General features: G+C 33.7%; 15 protein-coding genes. 1 reads left to right on the top strand and 14 read right to left on the bottom strand.

Translation table 11 applies throughout. From position 1 onward, the window contains the following. Nucleotides 1-48: 48 nt before the first annotated feature. From sov to LOS89_RS11325, 14 genes are all read right to left on the bottom strand, one after another. Nucleotides 49-7,221 carry a T9SS outer membrane translocon Sov/SprA gene (sov, locus tag LOS89_RS11260; RefSeq protein ID WP_231837072.1) on the bottom strand — a complete coding sequence of 2,391 codons (7,173 nt, stop codon included), beginning with the start codon at nt 7,219-7,221 and terminating at the stop codon, nt 49-51. A 63-nt stretch (nt 7,222-7,284) separates the two neighbouring features. Beyond that, complete coding sequence (ruvA, locus tag LOS89_RS11265; protein WP_231835344.1) at nt 7,285-7,866, bottom strand: Holliday junction branch migration protein RuvA; 582 nt, start codon at nt 7,864-7,866, stop codon at nt 7,285-7,287. 10 nt (nt 7,867-7,876) lie between these two features. Further along, nucleotides 7,877-10,162, bottom strand: a complete 2,286-nt coding sequence (locus LOS89_RS11270; RefSeq protein WP_231835345.1) for an NADP-dependent malic enzyme — start codon at nt 10,160-10,162, stop codon at nt 7,877-7,879. Between the two features lie 104 nt (nt 10,163-10,266). Next, nucleotides 10,267-11,151: a DUF808 domain-containing protein gene (locus tag LOS89_RS11275; protein WP_231835346.1), complete on the bottom strand. Its 885-nt coding sequence runs from the start codon at nt 11,149-11,151 to the stop codon at nt 10,267-10,269. Nucleotides 11,152-11,240: 89 nt separating this feature from the next. Next, on the bottom strand, nt 11,241-12,167 hold the full coding sequence (gene queG, locus LOS89_RS11280; protein ID WP_231835347.1) for a tRNA epoxyqueuosine(34) reductase QueG: 927 nt from the start codon (nt 12,165-12,167) through the stop codon (nt 11,241-11,243). A 1-nt stretch (nt 12,168) separates the two neighbouring features. After that, nucleotides 12,169-13,191, bottom strand: coding sequence for a Holliday junction branch migration DNA helicase RuvB (gene ruvB, locus LOS89_RS11285; RefSeq protein ID WP_231835348.1), 1,023 nt, complete (start codon nt 13,189-13,191; stop codon nt 12,169-12,171). Nucleotides 13,192-13,265: 74 nt separating this feature from the next. Then, the gene (locus LOS89_RS11290; protein ID WP_231835349.1) at nt 13,266-15,032 is read right to left on the bottom strand and encodes a cytochrome c oxidase subunit I; all 1,767 of its coding nucleotides are present in this window, start codon (nt 15,030-15,032) and stop codon (nt 13,266-13,268) included. Between the two features lie 31 nt (nt 15,033-15,063). Continuing rightward, nucleotides 15,064-16,224 carry a cytochrome c oxidase subunit II gene (locus LOS89_RS11295; RefSeq protein ID WP_231835350.1) on the bottom strand — a complete coding sequence of 387 codons (1,161 nt, stop codon included), beginning with the start codon at nt 16,222-16,224 and terminating at the stop codon, nt 15,064-15,066. A gap of 19 nt (nt 16,225-16,243) precedes the next feature. Further along, a complete protein-coding gene (locus tag LOS89_RS11300; protein WP_231835351.1) occupies nt 16,244-17,734 on the bottom strand; it encodes a quinol:cytochrome C oxidoreductase in 1,491 nt (496 codons plus the stop codon). A 27-nt stretch (nt 17,735-17,761) separates the two neighbouring features. After that, nucleotides 17,762-18,307, bottom strand: a complete 546-nt coding sequence (locus tag LOS89_RS11305) for a c-type cytochrome (RefSeq protein WP_231835352.1) — start codon at nt 18,305-18,307, stop codon at nt 17,762-17,764. A 9-nt stretch (nt 18,308-18,316) separates the two neighbouring features. Next, nucleotides 18,317-18,841: a DUF3341 domain-containing protein gene (locus tag LOS89_RS11310; RefSeq protein ID WP_231835353.1), complete on the bottom strand. Its 525-nt coding sequence runs from the start codon at nt 18,839-18,841 to the stop codon at nt 18,317-18,319. Between the two features lie 4 nt (nt 18,842-18,845). After that, nucleotides 18,846-20,255, bottom strand: a complete 1,410-nt coding sequence (nrfD, locus tag LOS89_RS11315; RefSeq protein WP_231835354.1) for an NrfD/PsrC family molybdoenzyme membrane anchor subunit — start codon at nt 20,253-20,255, stop codon at nt 18,846-18,848. A 31-nt stretch (nt 20,256-20,286) separates the two neighbouring features. Further along, nucleotides 20,287-23,340, bottom strand: coding sequence for a TAT-variant-translocated molybdopterin oxidoreductase (locus tag LOS89_RS11320; protein WP_231835355.1), 3,054 nt, complete (start codon nt 23,338-23,340; stop codon nt 20,287-20,289). Nucleotides 23,341-23,373: 33 nt separating this feature from the next. Continuing rightward, the gene (locus LOS89_RS11325) at nt 23,374-24,645 is read right to left on the bottom strand and encodes a c-type cytochrome (RefSeq protein ID WP_231835356.1); all 1,272 of its coding nucleotides are present in this window, start codon (nt 24,643-24,645) and stop codon (nt 23,374-23,376) included. Between the two features lie 216 nt (nt 24,646-24,861). Here LOS89_RS11325 and LOS89_RS11330 point away from each other — a divergent pair, with 216 nt between their 5' ends. Further along, on the top strand, nt 24,862-25,251 hold the full coding sequence (locus LOS89_RS11330) for an SPOR domain-containing protein (protein ID WP_231835357.1): 390 nt from the start codon (nt 24,862-24,864) through the stop codon (nt 25,249-25,251). Nucleotides 25,252-25,255: the final 4 nt, after the last annotated feature.

Here is a 25,255-nt window from a genome sequence, read left to right on the forward strand (position 1 = left end):
CATCTAAATAAGATTTTAGATGGTTTGTAAATATTTTATAAAGTAGTATTAATTACTAAAATTGTATCGCAATGTAAATCCGGCTCTAATATTTGTAATAGGGAAAGACGTTGAAATAACAGCTTGTGAAAACTGATGATCATAAAAGAACAAAGCTGATAAATTTTTACTAAAAGAATAATTCGCCGTCAACTTAATTGACCACAAATCTTGTCCACCGCCTAATTGGTTATTATCATAATCTAAATAACGAACTATTGTATTATTCTTTCTTAATGCAAAATCTGCTTTAATCTCAATATCACTTTTTATAATTCCGCTTGCGTTATCAGCTAAAGCAGAATTAATAGTTACATCTTTTATTCTATAACCTAAACCAATTATATATTCGTTACCACTAACCTCGGTAAGCAAGTTATTATCAAAACTCATATTTAAAGTTCTATCTTTTTTAATTTCTGCCAAAACTTTGATTGAATTTTTCATTTCAAACTCAACCTTTACTAGTGGATTGAATTGCTCAGCTAAGTTAACATTTGAAACAATTTTAGATGCAAAAAAGTTACCGTTAGCATCAACTGGAGCTGTGTTCAAATTGGAACGAAATGCATTTACGTTGTAACTAGCTCTATATCCGTGTTGCAATGAAAAACGTTTAAAATTATCTTTGAACCATTGGTAACGCATTAAACCAGTATATTTAATTGTCCAATTTGGAAGTGGCATATTTCTAAATACACCTGTTGAAACTTTATCAGCACTTTGCCCAGAATAAGCGGCCAAGAATGAAGGTAATAATACTTGTTGACTATTTTTACCATAACCTACAGGATATCCTTCAGCATCTCTTGGGAATGTTGTTCCTCCATAATATCCTTCAGCCAATCTATTTGCAACTACCAATCTATTATCTCTAAAATCTTGGAAAGCTTGAGAGAAATTCACATCGCTTTGTGAAAATGCTGTTTTGATTAATATTGTAGAAATATTAAAATTACCAAAATCGTATGGTGAACGAGAATTATACTGACCTCCTGTTACATCATATTGTTCAGAGAAATTATAAGCATAAGTTCTATCTGCAGTTAAATCAATTTTCAAATCAGGAAAAACTTCCATTTGAGCTGTTAAATTCAATTTCTTATTTTGAACTTGCGTAAAGTTCTGATTGAATTCCGGAAAAGAAGTCAACCAACCATTTCTTGCTGCTTCATAACGCACATCCGATTGACTTCCTAAAACAAATCCTAGAGTTGGTTTAGACGTACCGAAGAAACCTAATCCTGGCAAATAACCTGGTAAAACTGTACCATTACTCTCCGTATAATTTATCTGAATATTCTTAACACTAGTAATTACCCCAATTAAGCCACTCATAAAAACGCTTCTTTCAGAAGAAATAGTGTTTTTTGGCGCTTTTATTTGTTGCCCAGGTTTTGGAACAGCATTTTTATCTTTGGTGTTATTAGCTTGTTTTTTCTTAGTGTTTTTAGTTTTAGTTAAACCTACATATTTATAGAACAAATCCATATTTAAAGTTGTATTCAACTTATGAGAATTTGCATTTTGAATGGTATTCCCTAAAGCATAAACATTTCCATCTTCACCAGTAATTGTTGTAAAAGCATCTGAAGCTCTTTGCCAGTTATAATCTCCTGTATACGTATAAGTAGACTTAACAAAACTGAAAACCGGTATTTTATTTATTGGCAAATCGTAATTAACAACCAATTGTTGATTGTGCTGATTTGACTGTCCAATATTCCAATAATCATCCCAAATATCCAAACCATCAATTGGTAAGTTATTTTCATCTAAATAATTTCGCACAATATTATTAGATGAAGCCGTATAATTAAATCGTAATGACTTCGTTAAATTATAATTAAAACCATAAGTGTAATTAAAGAAATAATTTCTTCTATACAAATCTCCTAGACCAATTCCTTCTACATCAACTAATCTAAATCGCTGCCTATTGAACTGACGAATAATATTAGAACTAAACGAGATATTTGTTGGCAAGAAGTTAAAATTGAAATCGCTCAACATTTTATAATAACCACTTTTCTTGAACAACTTAGTGTTTTTAAAAGGTTCAACAGTTTTTGGTTTAAATGTATAAGCATAATCAACAGTAGTTCTATTTTGCTTGTCAATTAAATTTTCAATTTCATAATCATGATGTTCTGTTTCATTTAATGAGTACGATAATGTTAAATTCTCGACATCATAAAAATGTGCTTTCTTTTCAGGATTCTTCTCTTTCTTAACACCTATTAAATTAAAACTTGTACGTTTAGTATAATCTATAGCTCTGTTTTCATAATTAGCACGATCATCAGGATTTGAAGTAATATCTAACAATTGATCCAATTCAATATCTTGATAGAACGGATCAAATTTTGGTGTAATTGTCTCTTCTCCAACCGCATAGTTGAATGGTAAATTTATTCCCCATTTTTTTGGCAATAATTTCCCAAGATTCACATTTGTTACTAAATCATACTGGAATACATCTTCTCTACTTCTTTCATTTGGACCTTGTTCTAATGAACCAAAACCAATTGTACTCATTCGAGTTGTAGCAGAAACAGTAGCAAAGTCAGCTAAATTAGTGTCTAAATTAGCAACAGCAGCATAACCTCCTTTGTTGTCCATATCCGACATACGAAGCTCGTTGAACCAAACTTCTCCACGTTGAATATTACCTGTTTTATTTTTAATCCCAATCATTAAAGTTCTAACCAAACCAAAGTTCGGATTTCCTTTAATACCTAATGTTAACCTATTATCTGAAGAACCTATTTTAACATCTTCTTCCTCTATAAATCCAATTCCACTAGGATCAGTATAATCAATTGCTGGGTCATTTTGAAGATTTAAAATCTTTAATTTAGTTAAAAAATCTAAAGGCAATTCGATTTCATTTTCAGCTGGCCAAACTGCTTCAGCTGTCGAAGCCCCAAAATCTGTAACCTTTAACGGAATTTCAACTTGATAAAAATTATCAGTAAAATCATTCCCAAAACGAATAAAAGCAATTAATTCATCATCTTGTAAGTCTCCATCTTGAACACCTTCTGCATGTAAAAACATACGTAGTTTTTTAAACTGACGCATATCAACACTTACATTTTTAAATACAGCTCTTGCATCATTTGGTTCCAAACCATTAACTGTACCGCCTAATTTGTCATAAACACGCAGTGAAAGTGATTGTTCATTTTGATTGATTACTGTATTATTGTTATACAATTGTTCACGAACTACTCCTGGCGGCGTAACATATCTGATAGGCGAACGCTGACCATTTTCTTGAATATTTAAAGCAACAACATCAAACCCAGTATTTGGATCATCTGGATCTGTATCTAATTCATCAAAATTACCCGTATATCTTCTCCATTCACCACGTACCAAATCTAAAGCTCCAAAACGCAAAGTCACTTCATCTTTAAAACCACTCATGTACATTCTCATGAAACGGATAGAACGAAAATCATTAATTGGACCAACTTTATTTGCATCAGTAAATTCTAAAATAGGAATTTTATACAAAATCCATCTTGCTTTACCTGTATTTCCATTAGGTAAATCAACATTACTAACCTCTCTAACATCAGCAATATAATTTTGACCTACTGGAACAGCTCCATCAGGATAGTACTGAAAAGGAACCTCAAATTTAAAGTAAGCATTAATAGTATTCATCGTATTGTCACGATTTACATCCTCTACATCTGGAAAAGTAGTATTTCCTCTATTATCATTTGTAACTGAAACCGGCGAATTACCTTCAAAACCATTATAATCTCTATATCGAGTAACAATATCTCCAGATCTATCTAAATAAAATCTATAATTATCCGCTGATGGATCTGGGTAAGAAGCAAAATCGGTAAACTTTGCAGCTTCCTCAGCGTCAGTTAAACCATCGAAACCAGCATCCTGAACAGCTCTATTCCCATCGTTTGTATCAAATGCATAAATCAACGATTGAGATGCTGGAACTTGCCCCCATTCTGTAGTAATTGTTGGTTGCGTAGAACCAACTTCAGGCAGACCGTTTTCGTATAATTTTCTACCATCCTTAAGGATATCTTCAGAAATTTCACCTAAATTGAACACCAATTTCCCTTCGTTTGTTGGGTCTGCAACATCACCTGGATTACCATAATATGGGTCCATTACCCAAAATTGAATATATTCTACATTTGATTGTTCAAAATTAGTAGAACTTATAGAACGCATAATTCCCGCCCATGTTTCTGGCGCTTCAGTATCAGTAAACTGATTTGTAGCACTTAAACTCGGATTATAATTGTATGGCCCTCTATCTTTTGGATAATATGACAAATCCAATGTACTAATAACAGTAGTTTGTCCTTGAGCAATATCAGTAACTGGATATAATTCTCTACTGTAAACGCGTCTTGTTTTGTTAAACGAAATATCATTATCATCAATTCCAGATGGTGTTTGCGTATAAAAAACAGGGTCAATTGTATACCAAGATAATTTACTTCTTTTATTACCAACACTCAAATCATCAATTAATGGTTCAGCAGAAGTAGCTACACCATCGTAATTATCTTCAAGCGGCACACTTGCTAGTGTCCAAGCTTGCGGAGAGCGCATATCAATGGTTGTTTGCGAACCTTCAAAATCATCAATATAAGTTGTTGCTTCACCATTAAACTGATCCGCTTTAGACGCTCCAGGTTTTAAGTAGGCAACTTCCGCTCTAAATGACAAATTCGATGGAACATCGGTATCAATATTTGGTAATTTATTTACTAATCTTGTGAAGAATGGAACTTCTGTAGAGAAATTAGTGTTGAATCCAAAAATTGTATTGTTTACAGATTCTTGACCGTAATTTGATTTCGTAGTAAACGGTCTTTCAGACATATTTAAAATGGTAGCACCCATTAAAAATTTATCATTAAACTTGTGCTCAACATTTAAACCCCAAAATCTTCTAGTTTGCTGACCAAAAACCGAATTGTTTTCAACCGAAACCTCAATTGGTGTATTAGAAGCTTGTAGTGAAGGGTCTAAAATATTAACCTTACCCATTTGATAGTTAACCGTATAATCAACTCCTTCTACTAAAACTCTTCCTCCTGCAGTTACAACAACAGAACCTTGTGGCACATTAAATGCCCCAATAGAAATTCCATCGCCACCCATCGACTTGAATCGTCCTTTCAATTGGAATTTGTTTTTAGCACTTTCTTGCAAAGCAGCCGCTTGAGTATTTTTATACATACTTCTGAAGACGTATTTTGCCTGATTGCTATTGTATGTTAATGGGTCATCGTAATTTTCTGGTAATGCAGGAACATCTAATTTGTTGAATAAATGACTTCCGAAAGGCTCAACTTTTAGGAAAATAATTTTTCCTCTTTGTGTATCTACTGTTAAACCTGGATAAAAATCAAAAAAACCATCTCCACCTTCTTGAGGGTCATTAGTATAATTTAACTGATCCAAATTGAACACTTTAAGCAAAGGAGTGTTTTTGACATCATTTGGCAAATCTAAAACATTAGGGTCTACAGCTGTAATATAATTTAAAGGTGATGGATCCGTATATAAAATGTTTAATTTAAAATCTTCCTGCTGTAATTGATATCCTCCAGGAATTTGATAAATATTTTTCATCATCAAATTCCAAGTTGGCATTGTATAATCTACTCCCGAAAGTGTATATTCATTTATTGTTAAGTTACTTTTCAATAATTTTAAAATCAAGGCTTGCGAATTTGGAACACCAGTTCCCCCAACGTTAGTAGCATCAACACCGTCTGTACCAAATTCCCCTACTTGATAAACATCACTACCTACTGTATATTGATAAGCAACAGCTAAAACTTCGTCATTAGCTAATCTTTGGTTTAATGAGATGTATCCTAATTGAGGATGATATGTATATTCTGAAGGAGTTAATTTTCTAGCATTTTCTAATTTAGCAAAATCTATACCTTCTGAAGCACCAACACTTGTAGCGAATCCATTTGATGCTAAAGAAACATCTCTAATAGAACTATTTAAAAGGTTACTTCCTATTGCATTAGGATCATACTTATTATTAGAGTTGTCTGTAGGTGTATTATTTCCTACATTAAAAAAACCTGCATTGGTTGCTAAATTAATATGAACCGTTTCTTGAGGCAATACTCCAGTTAATGGCGCTTCTCCTAAATCTTGAAGAGCTACTATATTTCTAAGATTGTTTTCAGTTGAATTAACTCTATTTTGTTTGTTCGTTATCCAAACTTCAATTCTATTAATTTGAACACGAGAATTTATATATGGAAACGTTTCGAGTGCTCTATCATAATTGTTTCTAAAATATTGCGATAAGAAATAATGGCGATCTGCATCATAGTCTAATGCAAAAACTTCAAAATCTTGTAAAGTACCACCTCCTTGCGATGTAACCGATTTCGTTTGAGATTTTTGCTCTGAAAAAACTCCTGTAAAAGTTGTTTTCCCAAATTGCAATTGTGCTTTAACCCCGAAAAGACTTTGCGCACCTCTTACCAATGAATTTGACAAAGGAAAACTTACGTTACCAACTTCAATTTTTTGAATGATATCATCTTCCGTTGGTGTGTACTCTAATTTGATTAAATTCTGAAAAGCAAAAGTTGACTGCGTATCGTAATTAACATTTACATTTAAACGCGTACCAACTTTACCTTGTAATCCAACACTAATTCTTTGGTCAAAATCAAAACTTGTAGTTTTTCTATTTCTTGGCGAAAATGAAGGATTATCTTGTTTTGTAAAACGCACTCCTAAATCCAATTCTACAGATCCAGTTGGCTTTACATCAATAGTATTACTTCCAAAAATACTCTCAAAGAATTTCGAATTTACATAATACCTTGGTAGCAAATTCTTTTTAGCCGCTTCAGAACCATCTTTCTTACCATCCATCGCCGACGATTTTTCCTGGTAATATTTACGCATTTGTTCTCTTAAGACCAACTCTTGATATTGTTTTGGAGTCAATATCATAGGATACTTAATATTAAATCCGTCTACCGAACTCGTATAAATATAACGATCCGAAGCTGCGTCATAAACATATCTATCTAATATACTAACAGGATTTGGCATAGTCAATTTTCCCAAATCAACACCTGTTTTAATAGAATCTTTTTCTTCTTCATCTACTTGAGCTTGTAGTGAAAATGAAAAAAACATACAGAATAATGCAAGACTATATTGTAATTTATTTATAGCTTTTAAGATTAAATTTTTCAAGTTTTATAAATTTTTTAAAGCTTGTTTTATTAAGTTCTCTACAGAGGCATTTGGGGTTTCTCTTATAATCCTATCTATTACTTTTTCGGCTGCTTTTCTAGCAAATCCTAAAACTTCTAATGCAGATAACGCTTCATCTTTATTTGTATTGCTTTGAACTACCGAAACTTCATCTAAATTATACACTTTTAACACTTTTTCTTTCAAATCCAAAATAATACGTTGTGCTGTTTTAGCTCCAATTCCTTTCATAGACTGTACTGTGGCTACATCATTTGAAGCAATCGCTTGTATAATTTGACTTGGTGCAAGTGAAGACAACATAGTTCTTGCTGTACTAGCTCCAACACCTGAAACCGAAAGTAATAATTTAAATAATTCGCGTTCTTGTTTTTCAACAAAACCATACAACGTATGAGCATCTTCTTTTACTTGCAAAAACGTAAATAATTTTAAACTTTCTGATTCTGGTAATAGAGAAAACGTATGTAATGAAATATTAATATGATACCCCACACCATTACAATCTATAACGACTTCGGTTGGTGTTTTTTCAACTAATCTACCTTGGATATGGGCTATCATACTTTCTTTCTTATAATTTATTTTGTTTTCTTCCTTTTTCTTGAGCATCTACAACTGCTACAGCAGCCATATTTACCATTTCTTCTACACTAGCTCCTAATTGAAAAACGTGTACAGGTTTGTCTAATCCTAAAATAATTGGACCAATAGATTCTGCTTTATTCAACTCTTTCAATAACTTATAAGTAATATTTGCTGCGTCTAAATTAGGAAAAATAAGTGTATTTACTTTTTTATTTACCAATTTTGAAAACGGGAATTTACTCTTTAACATATCCGAATTTAATGCAAAGTCTGTTTGAATTTCTCCATCGACAATTAAATCTGGGAAATTTTCATGTAAATAAGCTACAGCTTGACTTACTTTACTTGGTCCTTCATTATGTGATGAACCAAAATTTGAATAAGAAACCATTGCAATAACAGGCTCCATTCCGAACATTCGAACAGTTTTAGCTGTCATCAAAGCAATTCTTGCTAAATCATCTGCTGAAGGATTTGGATTTATTGCGGTATCAGACAAGAAAATTGGTCCTCTTGCCGTCATCATCATATTTGTAGTCGCAATTTTTGAAACTCCAGGTGCTTTATCAATCAATTGCATAACAGGTTTAATAGTAGTTGGGTAACTTCTAGAATATCCTGTAACCATTGCATCCGCTTCACCCGTGTTAACCATCATTAATCCAAAATAATTACGCTCGCGCATCCATTTCTCTGCATCTAACAAGGTGATGCCTTTGCGCTTTCTGGTCTCCCAAAAATGTTTTGCATACGCTAATCGTTTCGCTTCAGATTCTTTGGTTTTTGGATCAAAAATTGGCACTTCAGTATCAAAACCAATTTCTTCTTTTAATTCTTTTATAATTTCTAAATTTCCTAATAAAATTGGGAAACCAATACCTTCTTCATGAACAATTTGAGCCGCTTTCAATACATCAATTTGATCCGCTTCAGCAAAAATAATGCGTTTTGGATTGGTTCTTGCTCTATTGGTTAGCAAACGAATCATTTTGTTATCAGAACCCATTCGCTCTAATAATTCGTCTTTGTATTTTTCCCAATCCGTAATTGGAGCTGTTGCTACACCTGATTCCATAGCAGCTTTGGCTACGGCTGGCGGAACTGCTGCAATTAACCTCGGATCAAAAGGTTTTGGAATAATATAATCGCGACCAAACGTTAATTTTGTTTCACCATAGGCAATATTTACTTGCTCTGGAACCGACTCTTTTGCTAATTCTGCTAAAGCTACAACGGCTGCTTTCTTCATTTCCTCATTAATTTTCGTAGCTCTAACATCTAGCGCCCCTCTGAAAATAAATGGGAAACCTAATACATTATTTACTTGGTTAGGATGATCTGAACGACCTGTTGCCATAATGATATCTTTACGCGTATCGATAGCTAAATTGTAGTTGATCTCTGGTGTAGGATTTGCCATTGCAAAAACAATTGGATTATCTGCCATAGACAATAACATTTCAGGCGTAACGATATCTCCAGAAGACAATCCGATAAATACATCAGCACCTTTCATGGCGTGTGCCAAATCATCATAATGTTTATCTGTTGCATAAGGGCGTTGCATATCTGTAACACGAGGGTCATCTTTACGTAATGCTCCTTTACTATTGAACATCACGATATTTTCTGGCTTTACACCAAATGCAACATATAAATTAGCACATGCAATGGCAGCCGAACCCGCCCCAGAAATAACCATTTTCACTTCATCCATTTTCTTTCCTGCTAACTCTACTGCATTCAATAAAGCGGCTGATGAAATAATAGCAGTTCCGTGTTGGTCATCGTGCATTACTGGAATATTCAATTCCTCTACCAAACGTCTTTCAATTTCGAAAGATTCTGGTGCTTTGATATCTTCTAAGTTAATTCCACCGAAAGTTGGCGCGATATTTTTTACCGTTTCTATGAATTTGTCTACGTCTTTAGTATCCACTTCAATATCAAAAACATCAATATCGGCAAAGATTTTGAACAACAAACCTTTTCCTTCCATTACGGGTTTTGAGGCTTCTGGACCAATATCTCCTAAACCTAAAACTGCGGTTCCGTTTGAGATTACAGCTACTAAATTTCCTTTTGCGGTATATTTATAAACGTTGTTAACGTCTTTTTCAATTTCTAAACAAGGTTCTGCTACTCCTGGAGAATAAGCCAAAGCTAAATCTCTTTGAGTTGCATATTTTTTGGTAGGAACTACCTGAATTTTTCCTGGCGTTGGTTTTGCGTGATATAATAAGGCTTCTCTACGTTTACTATCTTTATGCATGGTTTTTTATTTTACTAACTTACAAATATAGTAGTATACGCATAAAATGAGAAATTATTTTGGGATTCTTTTGAAAAAAGTTTTGAGCTGTAAATTAAGCAAAATCACTGGTTTTTTACAAAAAATTTTATCTTCTTAAACCCCGTAATCAACAAAACTGCTACTAACCCAAATGCGATTCCCACACCAAATTCAGCTAGTGTTGATGGAATGCTATGAGGAATTAAATGATGTAAGTAGTCGATATTATGAAGAAAAATACCTCCTGAAACTAAGATAAGTGCAATAGTTCCTAAAACAGCAAGTCCTTTAATCACTAGTGGCAAAGCTTTGATTAAAATTCCACCTACAGATGACATAAATCCTTTGTTATCTGATTTTCTCATCAAATAAAATCCAGCATCATCCATTCGAACAATAAAGGCTACAATTCCGTATACTCCGATGGTTGCAATAATTGCTACAAAAGTTACACTCAAAATTTGGGTAATGAGCGGATGCTGTTTTTCCATTGCAGTTCCTAAAGCGATGATAACAATTTCAAGGGATAAAATGAAATCGGTTTTGATAGCCGATTTTACTTTTGCTTTTTCAGAATTTTCGTCATTTTCCTCTAATTCGCTTTCCGCAATAACTTCTTCTCCTTTTTTAGTATGATGAAAAAAATATTCGATTATTTTCTCCACACCTTCATAAGCCAAGTAAATTCCTCCTATGATTAAAGCTACTTTAATTGCTGGTGGATATAACCAATTCAAAACAAAAACTACTGGTAGAATAATCAATTTATTGATAAACGAACCTTTTGTAATTGCCCACAATACCGGAATTTCTCTAGAAGCTAAAAATCCCGTTGCTTTTTCCGCATTAACTGCTAAGTCGTCACCTAAAATTCCTGCTGTTTTTTTGGTTGCTAATTTACTAGTCATTGCTACATCGTCCATCAATGCAGCGATATCGTCTAAGATTGCGAAAAATCCTGATGCCATAATTGTATTTTTTCTTTTTAATAACCCTCAAAACTACAGCAAAGTTTTGAAATTGAAAATATTTTTTGTCTGAAAAACACTATATCATTTTATTTCTTCAAAAAATTGATATTACGAAGTAAGCCTTCATATTTGGTGCGTTTCACCGCAGAATTTTTAAATACCTTTTGAAAAGTATCTACTGAAATTTCTTCCCAATCGGATTTTGAGAAATTCAAAATATCTGAATTTGCTTCAAAAAGTGGTTCATTATGAGGTTTTGAGAATCGATTCCACGGACAAACATCTTGGCAAACATCGCAACCAAACATCCAATCGTCGAATTTGCCTTTCATTTCTTGCGGTAAATTCTCTTTCAATTCAATCGTGAAATACGAAATACATTTACTTCCATCTACCACATAAGGCGCCACAATAGCTTCCGTAGGACAAGCATCTATACAAGCTGTACAACTTCCACAATGATCAGTTGTTGGAGTATCGTAATCCAATTCTAAATCAATTATTAATTCCGCAATGAAATAAAACGAACCCACTTTTTGGGTAATTAAATTGCTGTTTTTACCAACCCAACCCAAACCACTTTTCGCAGCCCAAGCTTTGTCTAAAACAGGTGCTGAATCCACAAAAGCTCTTCCTGAAACTTCACCAATTTCGGTTTGGATGAAATGTAATAATTCCTTCAATTTTTCTTTTATGACGTGATGATAATCTTGACCGTAAGCGTATTTGGAAATTTTATAGGAATCATCATTTTGAAATTCAGAAGGATAATAATTCAACAATAACGAAATCACACTTTTAGCATCATCAACTAATAAATTTGGATTCAAACGTTTGTCAAAATGATTTTCCATATAACTCATCTGACCATTCATCGAATTTTGCAACCAATTTTCCAATCTTGGCGCTTCTTCTTCTAAAAAGCCAGCTTTAGAAATACCAGAAGACAAAAAGCCGAGTCTTTTGGATTCGGCTTTTATCATCTCTGAATATTTTTCTTTATTGTTTATCAAATTAAAACAATCCTCCTTGAATGTTGTTTTTAATTTTTCCTAAATGTTTGTATGCTTTTTCAGTCACTTCTCTACCACGTGGAGTTCGCATAATAAATCCTTCTTGAATTAAGAAAGGTTCATAAACCTCTTCTATAGTTTCTCCACTTTCTGAAACCGCAGTTGCAAGAGTAGTTAAACCAACTGGACCTCCTTTAAATTTGTCGATAATAGTAGCTAAAATTTTATTGTCCATTTCATCCAATCCATGCGCATCAACATTTAAAGCTTTTAGAGCAAATTTAGCTATTTCAATATCGATTTTCCCATTGCCTTTTATTTGAGCAAAATCACGAACACGACGTAATAACGCATTAGCAATACGAGGCGTTCCTCTACTTCTTCCAGCAATTTCGATAGCCGCTTCCATTGTAATTGGCATCTTCAAAATGGAAGAACTTCGCTGAACAATCGTAGTTAATAATTCCGTATTGTAATATTGTAAACGACTTTGAATACCAAAACGAGCACGCATTGGCGCAGTTAATAAACCAGAACGTGTTGTAGCACCAACTAAAGTAAATGGATTTAAATTAATTTGAACTGTTCTAGCATTTGGACCTGATTCTATCATGATATCAATCTTAAAATCTTCCATAGCCGAATACAAATATTCCTCTACAATTGGACTTAAACGATGAATTTCATCAATAAATAATACATCTCGTTCTTCAAGATTCGTCAATAATCCTGCTAAATCACCAGGTTTGTCTAAAACAGGACCCGAAGTAATTTTAATTCCTACTCCTAATTCATTCGCCAAAATATTAGCTAAAGTAGTTTTACCTAATCCTGGAGGACCATGAAACAACGTATGATCTAAAGCTTCATTACGTAGATTAGCCGCTTTAACGAATACAATTAAATTTTCTAGTACTTGTTCTTGACCAGAAAAATCGTCAAAACTTAAAGGGCGTAACGCTTTTTCGATATCAATATCTTGCGGAGAATAGGATTCTTTATTGGGATTCAAATTATCGTTCATAAAAGCAAAGATAAGTAAAGTTATAAAACAAAAACCTCTCCGATTGGAGAGGTTTGTATATTGTGGAAAAAATCTTAGTGATGTAAAACTTCTTCTCCTTCTTTCATTGGTGTAACTTGAGTAACGAAATCTTCATCGTGACCTGGTTTACTGTAGTCGTAAGGCCATCTGTGTACTTCAGGAATTTCACCAGGCCAGTTTCCGTGAATATGTTCCACTGGTGTAGTCCATTCTAAAGTATTCGATTTCCATGGATTTTGAGTTGCTTTCTTACCGTAGAAAATGCTATAGAAGAAGTTCCAGAAGAATACGATTTGGAACGCTGCTCCAACGATTGCAAAAACTGTAATCAAAACATTAACATCAGCTAATTCATCGAATAATGGGAAAGCTGAATTTGTATAATAACGTCTTGGTAAACCAGCCATTCCAATAAAGTGCATTGGGAAGAAAACTCCGTAAGCACAAATAGCCGTTACCCAGAAATGAACATAACCTAAGTTTTTATTTAACATTCTTCCGAACATTTTAGGGAACCAGTGGTAAACACCAGCAAAGAATCCGTATAATGCAGAGATACCCATTACTAAGTGGAAGTGAGCCACTACGAAATATGTATCGTGAACGTTAATATCCAAAGTTGAATCTCCAAGAATAATACCTGTTAAACCTCCAGTAATAAAAGTAGAAACGAAACCAATAGAGAACAACATTGCTGGATTCAATTGTAAATTACCTTTCCATAGAGTTGTAATCCAGTTAAACGCTTTAACAGCAGAAGGAATTGCAATTAATAGGGTTGTAAATGTAAATACTGAACCTAAGAAAGGATTCATTCCAGAAACGAACATATGGTGCCCCCAAACAATTGTAGATAAAAAAGCAATTGCAATAACAGAAGCAATCATTGCTCGGTAACCAAAAATTGGCTTTCTAGAACTTGTTGCAATAATCTCTGAAACAAGTCCCATTGCAGGCAAAATAACAATGTATACTTCAGGATGTCCTAAAAACCAAAATAAATGCTCAAATAATACTGGAGAACCTCCTTGATAATGTAAAACCTCACCTTGAATGAAAATATCTGACAAGAAGAAAGATGTTCCAAAACTTCTATCAAAAATCAATAACAAAGCAGCAGAAAACAAAACTGGAAAAGAAACTATACCGATAATAGCAGTTAAGAAAAAAGTCCAAACTGTTAATGGAAGCCTAGTCATTGTCATACCTTTAGTTCTCATGTTGATTACTGTTACAACATAATTTAATGACCCCATCAAAGAAGAAGCAATAAATATAGCCATAGAAACTAACCATAAAGTCATACCTAAACCAGATCCAGGAATTGCCTGAGGCAAAGCACTTAAAGGAGGATAAATTGTCCAACCCGCAGATGCCGGTCCTGATTCAACAAATAGAGAACTAATCATGATAATGCAAGAAACAAAGAACAACCAAAAAGATAGCATGTTCATGAATCCTGAAGCCATATCACGAGCTCCAATTTGTAATGGAATTAATAAGTTACTAAATGTACCACTCAAACCAGCGGTAAGTACAAAGAATACCATGATTGTTCCATGGATAGTTACCAAAGCAAGGTAAATATCATTACGCATTACACCATCTGGTGCAAAATTATCTCCCAAGAAAATCTTGAATACTTCAAAAGATTCTTCTGGCCATGCAATTTGCATACGGAAGAATAAAGATAAAACAACTCCAACAATACCCATCAATAAACCTGAAATAAGGTATTGTTTCGCTATCATTTTGTGATCAAGACTAAAGATGTATTTAGTGATGAAAGTTTCTTTATGATGACCGTGTTCGTGTGACATACTAATTCTATTATATTTAATATAAAATAACTTATTTAATAACTTGAGCTACAACTTTAGTTGAATCAACAGCTACTGCATTAGTAGCTTCTGCTGGAGCAGCAGCAGGTGCAGGAGCATTAGCTTCTTTCCATTGTTGTGCTAATGTAGGTTTTTCAGCTAACCATTTTTTGAAATCTGCTGGTGTATCTACAACAATTTTCATTTGCATATTGTAGTGAGAAGCACCACAAATTTTATTACATAATAATAAATAATCAAATGTATAAGGGTCTAAAGCTGTTCCACCTTCAGCAACAATTTTCTTACTGTTCTCCGTGCGAATTTTATTGATTTTATCCACTTTAGCCATAATAGCTTCATCATTTCTCATATCAGCAGTTGTTACTGTTGGAGTAAATGCAAACTGAGTAATCATACCTGGCACACAATTCATTTGCGCTCTAAAGTGAGGCATGTAAGCAGAGTGTAATACGTCTTGAGAACGCATTTTGAAAATTACTTTTTTTCCAACTGGTAAGTGTAATTCAGTAACAACTTTATCATCTTGAGCAGCTGGATCAGCTAAATCAACTCCTAAAGTATTGATACCTTCAATTAATCTTACATTCGCTTTACCTAATGTTTTATCATCACCTGCATAACGAGCTTCCCAACCAAATTGTTTTGCGTATAATTCAATTACAATTGCATCTTGTTTATCCTCTTCGTCAACAAACATAATGTTGTTCCAAGTATATAAACCATACATAATTAAACCTGCTAAAACAATAACTGGGATAATTGTCCAAACTGCTTCTAATTTATTGTTATCAGCAAAGTAAAGTGCTTTTTGACCCTCTTTACCTCTATATTTGAAAGCAAAATAGTGTAATAAAAACTGTGTAATTGTTTGTACAAAGAAAATGATAGCAAATGAAATATACATTAAGTTATCATAATCTGGTCCATGTTCAGATGCTGGAGTACCTAATACTAAATCTCCCCAAGCATATAATGAATAAATAGTAAATACATAAATGAAACCAACAAAGGCAAACATTAAGTAACCATTTACAGTATTATCTTTATCATTAGCGATTTCAGAATTTTCTGAAGATGCGCCAATTTGGGTTAAATCAAAAATTTTAGTCAATTGCCATACAGCGATACCTACTAGAACTAAAATTATAAATACCAAGAAACTTGTCATTTTTATTTCTTTTTAACTATTAATAATGAAAATGTTTACTCTCCTCGATTAAAGGATTTCCTTTTGGAACTAATGGAGCCTTAGTTAAAGCTGAGAATACAACGAAAATGAATAAACCTAAGAAGAACAATAAAGCTCCGATTTCAGGAATACCAATAAACCATTGATCACCAACTGTTGCAGGCATAATCATATTGAAGAAATCAATATAATGACCACATAAAATTACGATACCAGCCATTACAACAATCCAAGTCAAACGTTTGAAATCAGTGTTGATTAAGATTAATAATGGGAAGATGAAGTTCATTGCTAACATTCCGAAGAATGGTAATTTGTAGTGCTCGATTCTAGTTACGAAATATGTAACCTCTTCTGGAATATTTGAATACCAAATCAACATGAATTGAGAGAACCATAAATATGTCCAAAAAATACTGATACCAAACATAAATTTAGCTAAATCATGTATATGACTTGTATTTACATATTCTAAATATCCTTTAGATTTTAAGTATAATGTTATCATTGCAATTACCGTAATACCACTTACGAAGAAACTTGCAAATACATACCATCCAAATAAAGTACTATACCAGTGAGGATCAACTGACATAATCCAATCCCAAGACATAATAGATTCTGACACAATAAAGAAAACTAAGAAAGCCGCAGCCATTTTGAAGTTTTTCTTGTAGAATGAATTGTCAGAAGCAGCATCTTGAGCTAATGAATTTTTTCTAGAGAAATGACGGTATAAATTCCAAACGATTAAGAAAACAGCAGCTCTTCCTAAGAAGAAAGGCACGTTTAAGTAACCCGATTTTAAATCAATTAATCTATCGTATTTAACACTTGCTTTGTCTAAAACTTCTGGATCCATCCAAACAAATAAGTGGTTGAAATGCATTCCAGCAGCTACTAATAAAACAAAGAAAATAATAGAACCTGGCAATAAGTAAGCTGTAATACCTTCCATAACTCTAAATAAAATTGGAGACCAACCTGCTTGTGCAGCATATTGGATAGCATAGAAAGCTAAAACCCCAACAGAAATTAACATGAAGAAGATACAAGCTACATATAAAGCAGCCCAAGGTTTATTTTGTAATTGGTGTAGAACGTGTTCTAAATGTGCTTTGTGATCATCATGAGAATGAGCATCTGCTTTAGCGTGAGCATCATGATTATCAGCGTGAGCTTCGGCGTGTGCTGCTACACTATCAACTACCATATGAGCTTCTGCATGAGTTGAATCTACAACATGAGTATCAGCAACTTTCATAGTATCAACTACAACATGTTCTTCTGTAGCATGAGCTTCAGTAGCATGAGACACCTCTTTTTCTACATGAGCAGCTTCGTGACCATGATGACTATCTGCAGCTAATATTTTCTCTACATCCTCAATTGTTTTAGGAGCGGCCATGAAACCAATTCCGATACCGATTGCACCTAAAAGCATTAGGACGAATGAAAAAGTTTTTAATTTACTTGAAAACGTGTACATATCTATTATTTTCAAAAAGTATTAATATTATAATCCAGATTTAAGTTTTAAAACGTAATCAGTTACTTGCCATCTCTCTTGTTGAGATAATTGGTTAGCATGAGAACCCATAGAATTTAATCCATAAGTAATTACGTGAAAAACACTTCCTTCTGTAATTTCTCTATCTTTATAACTTGGAACTCCAAGGAATTTTTCTTTAACTACTAAATTTCCTTTACCATCACCTTTTTCACCATGACAAATAGCACAGTAAATATTGAATAATTCTTTTCCTTTTTCAGGATTTAAAGAAATTGAATCCAAAGGTGATTTTAATGTAGCTTTAGCTAAAGCATACCCTTCTGGTGTATTTGGAATTTCATAAGGTACAAAACCTCTTTTAATAGAACCTTTTGCAGGTAATTGAGCTTCAACTCCACCTTTAAAAATATCATGCTCAGAATACGTTTCATAAGAAACTGCTTCATACATGTTTGGCATGAACTGATAGTTAGGTTTTGCTTTATCGAAACATGAAGTTGCCATAAAAGACAAACCTACTACTGCTACTATTTTATATAAACTTTTCATAACTATCTATTAATGCTTTTCTACAACTTTAACTTCAACTGCTCCAGTGTTTGTAAAGAAAGAAACTAATTCTTCTTCGTTACCATGAACTCCAACTTCCATTAAAAAATGATCATCAGTTGTTCTTACATCTGGATTTTCTGCTTTTTTGAATGGCCATAATTTACTTCTCATATAAAAAGTGATTACCATTAAGTGAGCAGCAAAGAATACAGTACCTTCAAACATGATAGGCACAAATGCAGGCATGTTATCGATATAACTGAAACTTGGTTTACCACCGATATCTTGTGGCCAATCATTAATCATAATGAAATTCATCAAAGCCGTGTAAATTGAAAGTCCAACTAATCCGTAGATGAATGCACAAATTGCAATTCTTGTTGGCGCTAACCCCATTGCTTTGTCCAATCCGTGAACTGGAAAAGGTGTATAAATTTCTTCAATATGATGATGAGCTGCTCTAGTTTGTTTTACAGCATCCATTAAAACATCATCATCATTATATATAGCGTGTATTACTTTATTACTCATGATATTAATGATTATCTGAATGATTATGACCGTGTTTTTCTCTTTCTGCCTTGTAATTATCTCCAGATGATTTTAAGATAGTCTTAACCTCTGCTTGAGCAATTACTGGGAAACTTCTTGAATATAATAAGAACAATACAAAGAAGAATCCGATAGTTCCAATATAGATACCAGCATCAACAAAAGTTGGTTGGAACATTGTCCAAGAAGATGGTAAATAATCTCTGTGTAATGAAGTTACGATGATTACAAAACGCTCAAACCACATTCCTACGTTTACTACAATCGAAATGATGAAAGAAGCCATAATGTTTGTTCTAATTTTCTTAGACCACATAACTTGTGGAGAAATTACATTACAAGTCATCATCAACCAGTATGACCACCAGTAAGGACCTGTTGCTCTGTTTAAGAAAGCATATTGTTCGTACTCTACTCCAGAATACCAAGCTACGAATAACTCAGTGATATAAGCACAACCTACGATAGAACCAGTAATCATGATTACGATGTTCATTAATTCAATATGTTGAATTGTGATATAATCTTCTAAGTTAGAAACTTTTCTCATGATGATAAGTAATGTGTTTACCATTGCGAATCCTGAGAAAATCGCACCTGCTACGAAGTAAGGAGGTAAGATTGTTGTATGCCATCCTGGAATTACAGAAGTAGCAAAGTCAAATGATACAATTGTGTGTACAGAAAGTACAAGAGGAGTTGCTAAACCAGCTAATACAAGAGAAACCTCTTCAAAACGTTGCCAGTCTTTAGCTCTACCAGACCATCCAAAAGATAAAGTCGAATAAATTCTTTTTGTAAAAGGAGTTACAGCTCTATCACGTAACATTGCAAAGTCAGGTAATAAACCAGTCCACCAGAATACTAATGATACTGATAAATAAGTTGAGATTGCGAATACGTCCCATAATAATGGAGAGTTAAAGTTAACCCATAATGATCCGAATTGATTTGGTATTGGTAATACCCAGTATCCTAACCATGGACGACCCATGTGAATGATTGGGAATAAACCTGCTTGCATTACTGAGAAAATCGTCATTGCTTCTGCAGAACGGTTAATCGCCATTCTCCATTTTTGACGGAATAATAATAATACGGCTGAGATAAGAGTTCCGGCGTGACCGATACCTACCCACCAAACGAAATTGGTGATATCCCATGCCCAACCTACTGTTTTATTTAATCCCCATGTTCCAATACCTGTGGTTACAGTATAAATCATACAACCTAATCCCCATAGGAAAGCGGCTAATGCGATTGAAAATACTATCCACCATTGTTTGTTTGCTCTACCTTCTACAGGTTTAGCCACATCTACCGTTACATCGTGGTAAGACTTACTTCCTACTACTAAAGGTTTTCTAATGGGTGCTTCGTAATGAGACGACATAATCCTTTATATTGTTTCTATTAATTAATACTTATTTATCGTTTCTAACTTTCACGTGGTACATCACGTTTGGTTTTGTTCCGATGTGCTCTAACAAATGATACATTCTATCAGACTCAACTAATTTAGCAACATCTGATTCTGAATTGTTAATATCACCAAATTTCATAGCTCCACTTGAACATGCAGCAGAACATGCAGTTTGGAATTCATCCTTACCTACTTCTCTACCTTCACGTTTCGCTTTTAATTTTACAGCTTGAGTCATTTGGATACACATAGAACATTTCTCCATAACTCCACGAGAACGTACATTTACATCTGGGTTGATAACCATACGACCTAAATCATCATTCATATGATAATCGAACTCGCTGTTTTTGTTATATAAGAACCAGTTGAAACGTCTTACTTTATATGGACAGTTGTTTGCACAATAACGAGTACCAACACATCTGTTATAAGCCATATGATTTTGACCTTCTCTACCATGAGATGTAGCAGCTACTGGACAAACAGTCTCACAAGGAGCATGATTACAGTGTTGACACATTACTGGTTGGAAAGCAACTTGTGGATTTTCTGAAGGATCTTCCATACTTGCGAAAGTATCGATAGAGTTCATTAAACCAGCAGAACCATCTTTAAATTCAATATCACCAGCAAAAGTATCTTGTGAAGAATAATATCTATCGATACGTAACCAGTGCATATCTCTACTTCTTCTGATTTCAGATTTACCAACTACTGGCACATTGTTTTCAGCATGACATGCAATAACACATGCTCCACATCCTGTACAAGCATTTAAATCGATAGATAAATTGAAATGGTGACCTGTTGATCTATCAAAAGAATCCCATAAATCAACTTCAGTAGTAGCAGTTGGTTTGTGATCTAATGATACCATTGGAACTGGATTCCAAATTTCTGCTTTTTGAGTATTGAAAACTTCTAAAGTAGTTTCTTTAACGATATCTCCTCTACCCATTAACGTTTTTTGTAACTGTACACATGCAAATTCATGCTCACCGTTAGCAACAGTAATAGTAGCAGATTGATTAGAATTTAAGTTAGCATATAATGCATAAGCATTAACACCAACTTGCATTTCTTCTTTTAATCCTAATTTTTTTCCATATCCAAAAGCCAAACCTAAAGTTCCTTTTGCTTGACCTGGTTGGATAACAACTGGTACATTTTCTAAAGTAGCATTTCCTACTTTAATTGTAGCGTAACTTCCGTTTAAACCTCCGTTAGCAACATTCCAGTTTTTAAATCCACCTTTATCAGCATCCGCTTTTGAAATAGTTACGTAGTTATCCCAAGATACTCTTGTAATTGGATCTGGGAACTCTTGTAACCATGGGTTGTTTGCTTGCTGACCATCTCCCATTCCTACTTTAGTATATAATACTAAATCGAAATTGTTAGATTTTGCTTGCGCTAAAGCAGAAGCGGCACCAGCATAATCAGCAGAAGTTGCTGCTAATGGAGAAGCTTCAGAAGCAACAAAACCATCATGAACTGCTTGATTCCAAGATTTTCCTGCTAAAGAAGCAGCAGAGAAAGACTTTAAGAAATCATAATAAGCAACTGTATTATCTGTCCAAGTCAATAAAGCTTCTTGGAATTGTTTTGTATTGAATAAAGGACGAATCGTTGGTTGCATAATGCTGTAATTACTTCTTGTAATCGCAACATCTCCCCAAGACTCTAAATAGTGTGGAGCCGCAGCAGCAATTGTAGTCAAAGATGAAGTTTCATCTTCTTTCATAGAGAAAGCTACAGAAAGCTTAACTGATTTTAAAGCCGCAACGAAATCTTTAGAATTTGCTAAAGTATAAGCCGGATTAACACCATTCATAATTAAAGTATGAACTTTTCCAGCTTTCATATCAGCTACTAACTGAGCAACAGCTTTTGCATCACCTTTTCTTGTAAGGATAGCATCTGAAGGATTGAATGCTTCTGATTGTAAAGCGTTGTTAATTGCTAAAGCTAATAACTGAGCATTAACATCGTCTAAACCAGTTACAAAAACTCCTTTTGAACCAGCTGCTTTTAATTGTTTAGCCGCTTTAACTACAGCCTCATCGTATTTCTCGATTTTAGATGTACTTACAGCAGCACCTGTAACAATATTATATATTTTTACTAACGCTTGTTTTTGAGCTGCAACATTCAACGGAATTCTAACATCAGCATTAGCACCTGCTAAAGACATGTTAGCTTCGATTTGAATATGTTTAGACATCATTCCGTTTTTAGGAATACGACCTTGAGCATATCCTGCATCAAAACCTCCACCTTGCCAATCACCTAAGAAATCAGCACCAACAGAAACAATTGTGTTAGCTTTTGAAAAATCATAATTAGCTAAAGCTCTAACTCCATAAACAGCTTGAAAAGCATCTAATGCATTTGATTCAGAAACCGCATCATATACAACATGCTTAGTTGTAGGATATTTAGCCACTAAAGAAGCAATTAAAGCATCAGTTGAAGGACTCGCCATTGTATTAGTTAATACAACTACATTTCCACCTTTAGCTTTTGCATCTTCTAAGCTAGCTTTAACTTTAGTGTTTACATCAGCCCAAGTTGCATCTTTACCAGCAATTTTAGGTTGTTTTAAACGTAAACCATCATATAATGAAAGAACAGAAGCATGAACTCTTGCGTTAGCTCCAGTTTTAGCTCCTTCTAAATTATTGTTTTCTACTTTAATAGGACGACCCTCACGAGTTTTGATTAAAATATTAGCAAAATCAAAACCATCAGCCATTGTTGTTGCATAATAATCCGCAACACCAGGAATAATTTCTTCTGGTTGAACTACGTAAGGAATTGACTTTACAACAGGACCCTCACAAGCTGCTAATGAAGCAGCAGCAGTGCTAAATCCAACATATTTTAAAAAGTCACGACGAGTAGTTGACGAAGCAGACAAAGTTTCTTTATCTCCTAAAAATTGGTCAACCGGAATTGGTTCCACAAACTCGTTGTTTCTTAGCGTCTCAACAATAGAGCTATTTTCGTTTAGCTCCTCAACACTTTTCCAGTATTTTTTGTTTGATGCCATTGTATAGTATATTAGCTTCTTAAATTATTTTTATTAATAGTGACATTTACCACATTCTAAACCTCCCATTTGAGCAGTAGTTAACTGAGATACTCCGTATTTTTTAGAAAGCTCTTCATGGATTTTTTTGTAGTAAGCATTATCTTCTACTTTCACATTTGTTTCTCTGTGACAGTTGATACACCATCCCATTGTTAATGGAGCATGTTGTTTCATGATTTCCATTTCTTCAACTGGACCGTGACAAGTTTGACACTCAACTCCAGCAACAGTTACGTGTTGAGAGTGATTGAAATAAACGTGATCAGGTAAATTATGAATTCTAACCCACTTAACCGGTTTAGTTTTCCCTGTATATTTTTGTAATGTTTTATCCCATCCAACTGCATCATATAATTTTGCAATTTGCGCATCATAGAATGCTTTTGTATGCTCTTCAGTTGCAGTAGTTTCAGCTACTTCACTAATGTTTTTATGACAGTTCATACAAACATTTAAAGAAGGAATACCTGAAGTTTTACTTACACGAGCAGAAGAGTGACAGTATTTACAGTCAATTCCATTTTCACCAGCGTGAATTCTGTGAGAATAGTGAATTGGTTGAACTGGCTCGTACCCTTGATCAACACCAACTTGCATTAAATAACCATAAGCAAAGTACGCCGATACCAATAAAAGTAAAATTACAGAAACCAAAACTAAAAATTGATTTTTAGCATAAGCCCTGAAAAGATTCATTAAAGAACGATCTTTTTGCTCAACTTCTAATCCTTTAGCGCTAGCAATTTTAGTCAACATATTGTTCACCAAGAACAACATAACAACTAACATCAACATTACTAAAGAAAGAACTCCTAATATCACATTATTAGAAACACCAGAATCAGCAGTAACACCACCAGCCACAGCAGCTCCAGGAGCTACAGCAGGAGCCTCAGGTTTTGGCTCTGAAGTATACGCTAAAATATTGTCAATATCTTCATTTGACAATTGTGGAAATGCAGTCATAGGAACTTTGTTATTTTCCTCAAAAACTTTTACAGCTTGCGCATCTCCTGACTTGATTAATTCTCCACTATTTTTTACCCATTTGTAAATCCATTCTGCATCATACTTAGAAGCAACCCCACGAAGTGCAGGACCCGTAGCTTTTGCATCTAATTTATGACAAGCGGCACAATTGGTATTAAATAATTCTTTACCTTTTACTGCATCCTGAGCGAATGCCGATAAAGAAGTTACTAGCACGAATGCTAAACTGAAGAAAATCTTTGAAAACGATTTATGGTTACCCACCTTTTTCATATTTAAAATGATTATCGACTTAATTTGGTATACTTTTAGATATACTTAATCTAAAAACAACACGTTATTTTTTCAAAACTCCGACAAAAATACAATATTCGAACTATTATTAAAACCTTAATTTTATCTTAAAATGTAATTTATATTTGTTCTAAATAATATTTAAGTATTCAAATATCGTCTTAAATTGTATTTTTGTATTAAAATCATTTGCATATGAAAAACTTATCAAAACATAACTTATTGTACTTCTTTATTCTATCATCAATTTTCTGTTTTTCAACAAGAGGACAAGAAAATAAAACCACAATTTCGGTAGACCCTAAAATTGATCAATTGTTAAAAGAAAAAAGAAAACTAAACACAGGTTTGTTTTTAAACGAAGGCTATAAAATTCAAATTTTCTATGGAAATAGTGAAGAGTCTAAGAAAAAGCTGATAGAGTTTAAAAAAGAGTTCAAAGATTTAGATGGAACAATAATCTTTAATAGCCCAAACTATAAGGTGTGGATTGGCAATTTTAAAACAAGAATTGAAGTTGAAAAAGCAATGGTTGATATTAAGAAAAAATATCCAACAGCATTAATTATAAAACCAACAAATTAATAAA

This window comes from Flavobacterium channae (assembly GCF_021172165.1).
Taxonomy (GTDB): Bacteria; Bacteroidota; Bacteroidia; order Flavobacteriales; family Flavobacteriaceae; genus Flavobacterium; species Flavobacterium channae.

Coding starts and splice junctions, on each gene's coding strand:
- nrfD (WP_231835354.1), bottom strand. CDS start 20,255: ATGTCGTCTCATTACGAAGCACCCATTAGAAAACCTTTAGTAGTAGGA.
- LOS89_RS11320 (WP_231835355.1), bottom strand. CDS start 23,340: ATGGCATCAAACAAAAAATACTGGAAAAGTGTTGAGGAGCTAAACGAA.
- LOS89_RS11270 (WP_231835345.1), bottom strand. CDS start 10,162: ATGCATAAAGATAGTAAACGTAGAGAAGCCTTATTATATCACGCAAAA.
- LOS89_RS11295 (WP_231835350.1), bottom strand. CDS start 16,224: ATGACAAGTTTCTTGGTATTTATAATTTTAGTTCTAGTAGGTATCGCT.
- LOS89_RS11275 (WP_231835346.1), bottom strand. CDS start 11,151: ATGGCATCAGGATTTTTCGCAATCTTAGACGATATCGCTGCATTGATG.
- LOS89_RS11300 (WP_231835351.1), bottom strand. CDS start 17,734: ATGTACACGTTTTCAAGTAAATTAAAAACTTTTTCATTCGTCCTAATG.
- LOS89_RS11325 (WP_231835356.1), bottom strand. CDS start 24,645: ATGAAAAAGGTGGGTAACCATAAATCGTTTTCAAAGATTTTCTTCAGT.
- sov (WP_231837072.1), bottom strand. CDS start 7,221: ATGTTTTTTTCATTTTCACTACAAGCTCAAGTAGATGAAGAAGAAAAA.
- ruvB (WP_231835348.1), bottom strand. CDS start 13,191: ATGAACGATAATTTGAATCCCAATAAAGAATCCTATTCTCCGCAAGAT.
- LOS89_RS11330 (WP_231835357.1), top strand. CDS start 24,862: ATGAAAAACTTATCAAAACATAACTTATTGTACTTCTTTATTCTATCA.
- LOS89_RS11310 (WP_231835353.1), bottom strand. CDS start 18,841: ATGAGTAATAAAGTAATACACGCTATATATAATGATGATGATGTTTTA.
- ruvA (WP_231835344.1), bottom strand. CDS start 7,866: ATGATAGCCCATATCCAAGGTAGATTAGTTGAAAAAACACCAACCGAA.
- LOS89_RS11305 (WP_231835352.1), bottom strand. CDS start 18,307: ATGAAAAGTTTATATAAAATAGTAGCAGTAGTAGGTTTGTCTTTTATG.
- LOS89_RS11290 (WP_231835349.1), bottom strand. CDS start 15,032: ATGTCACACGAACACGGTCATCATAAAGAAACTTTCATCACTAAATAC.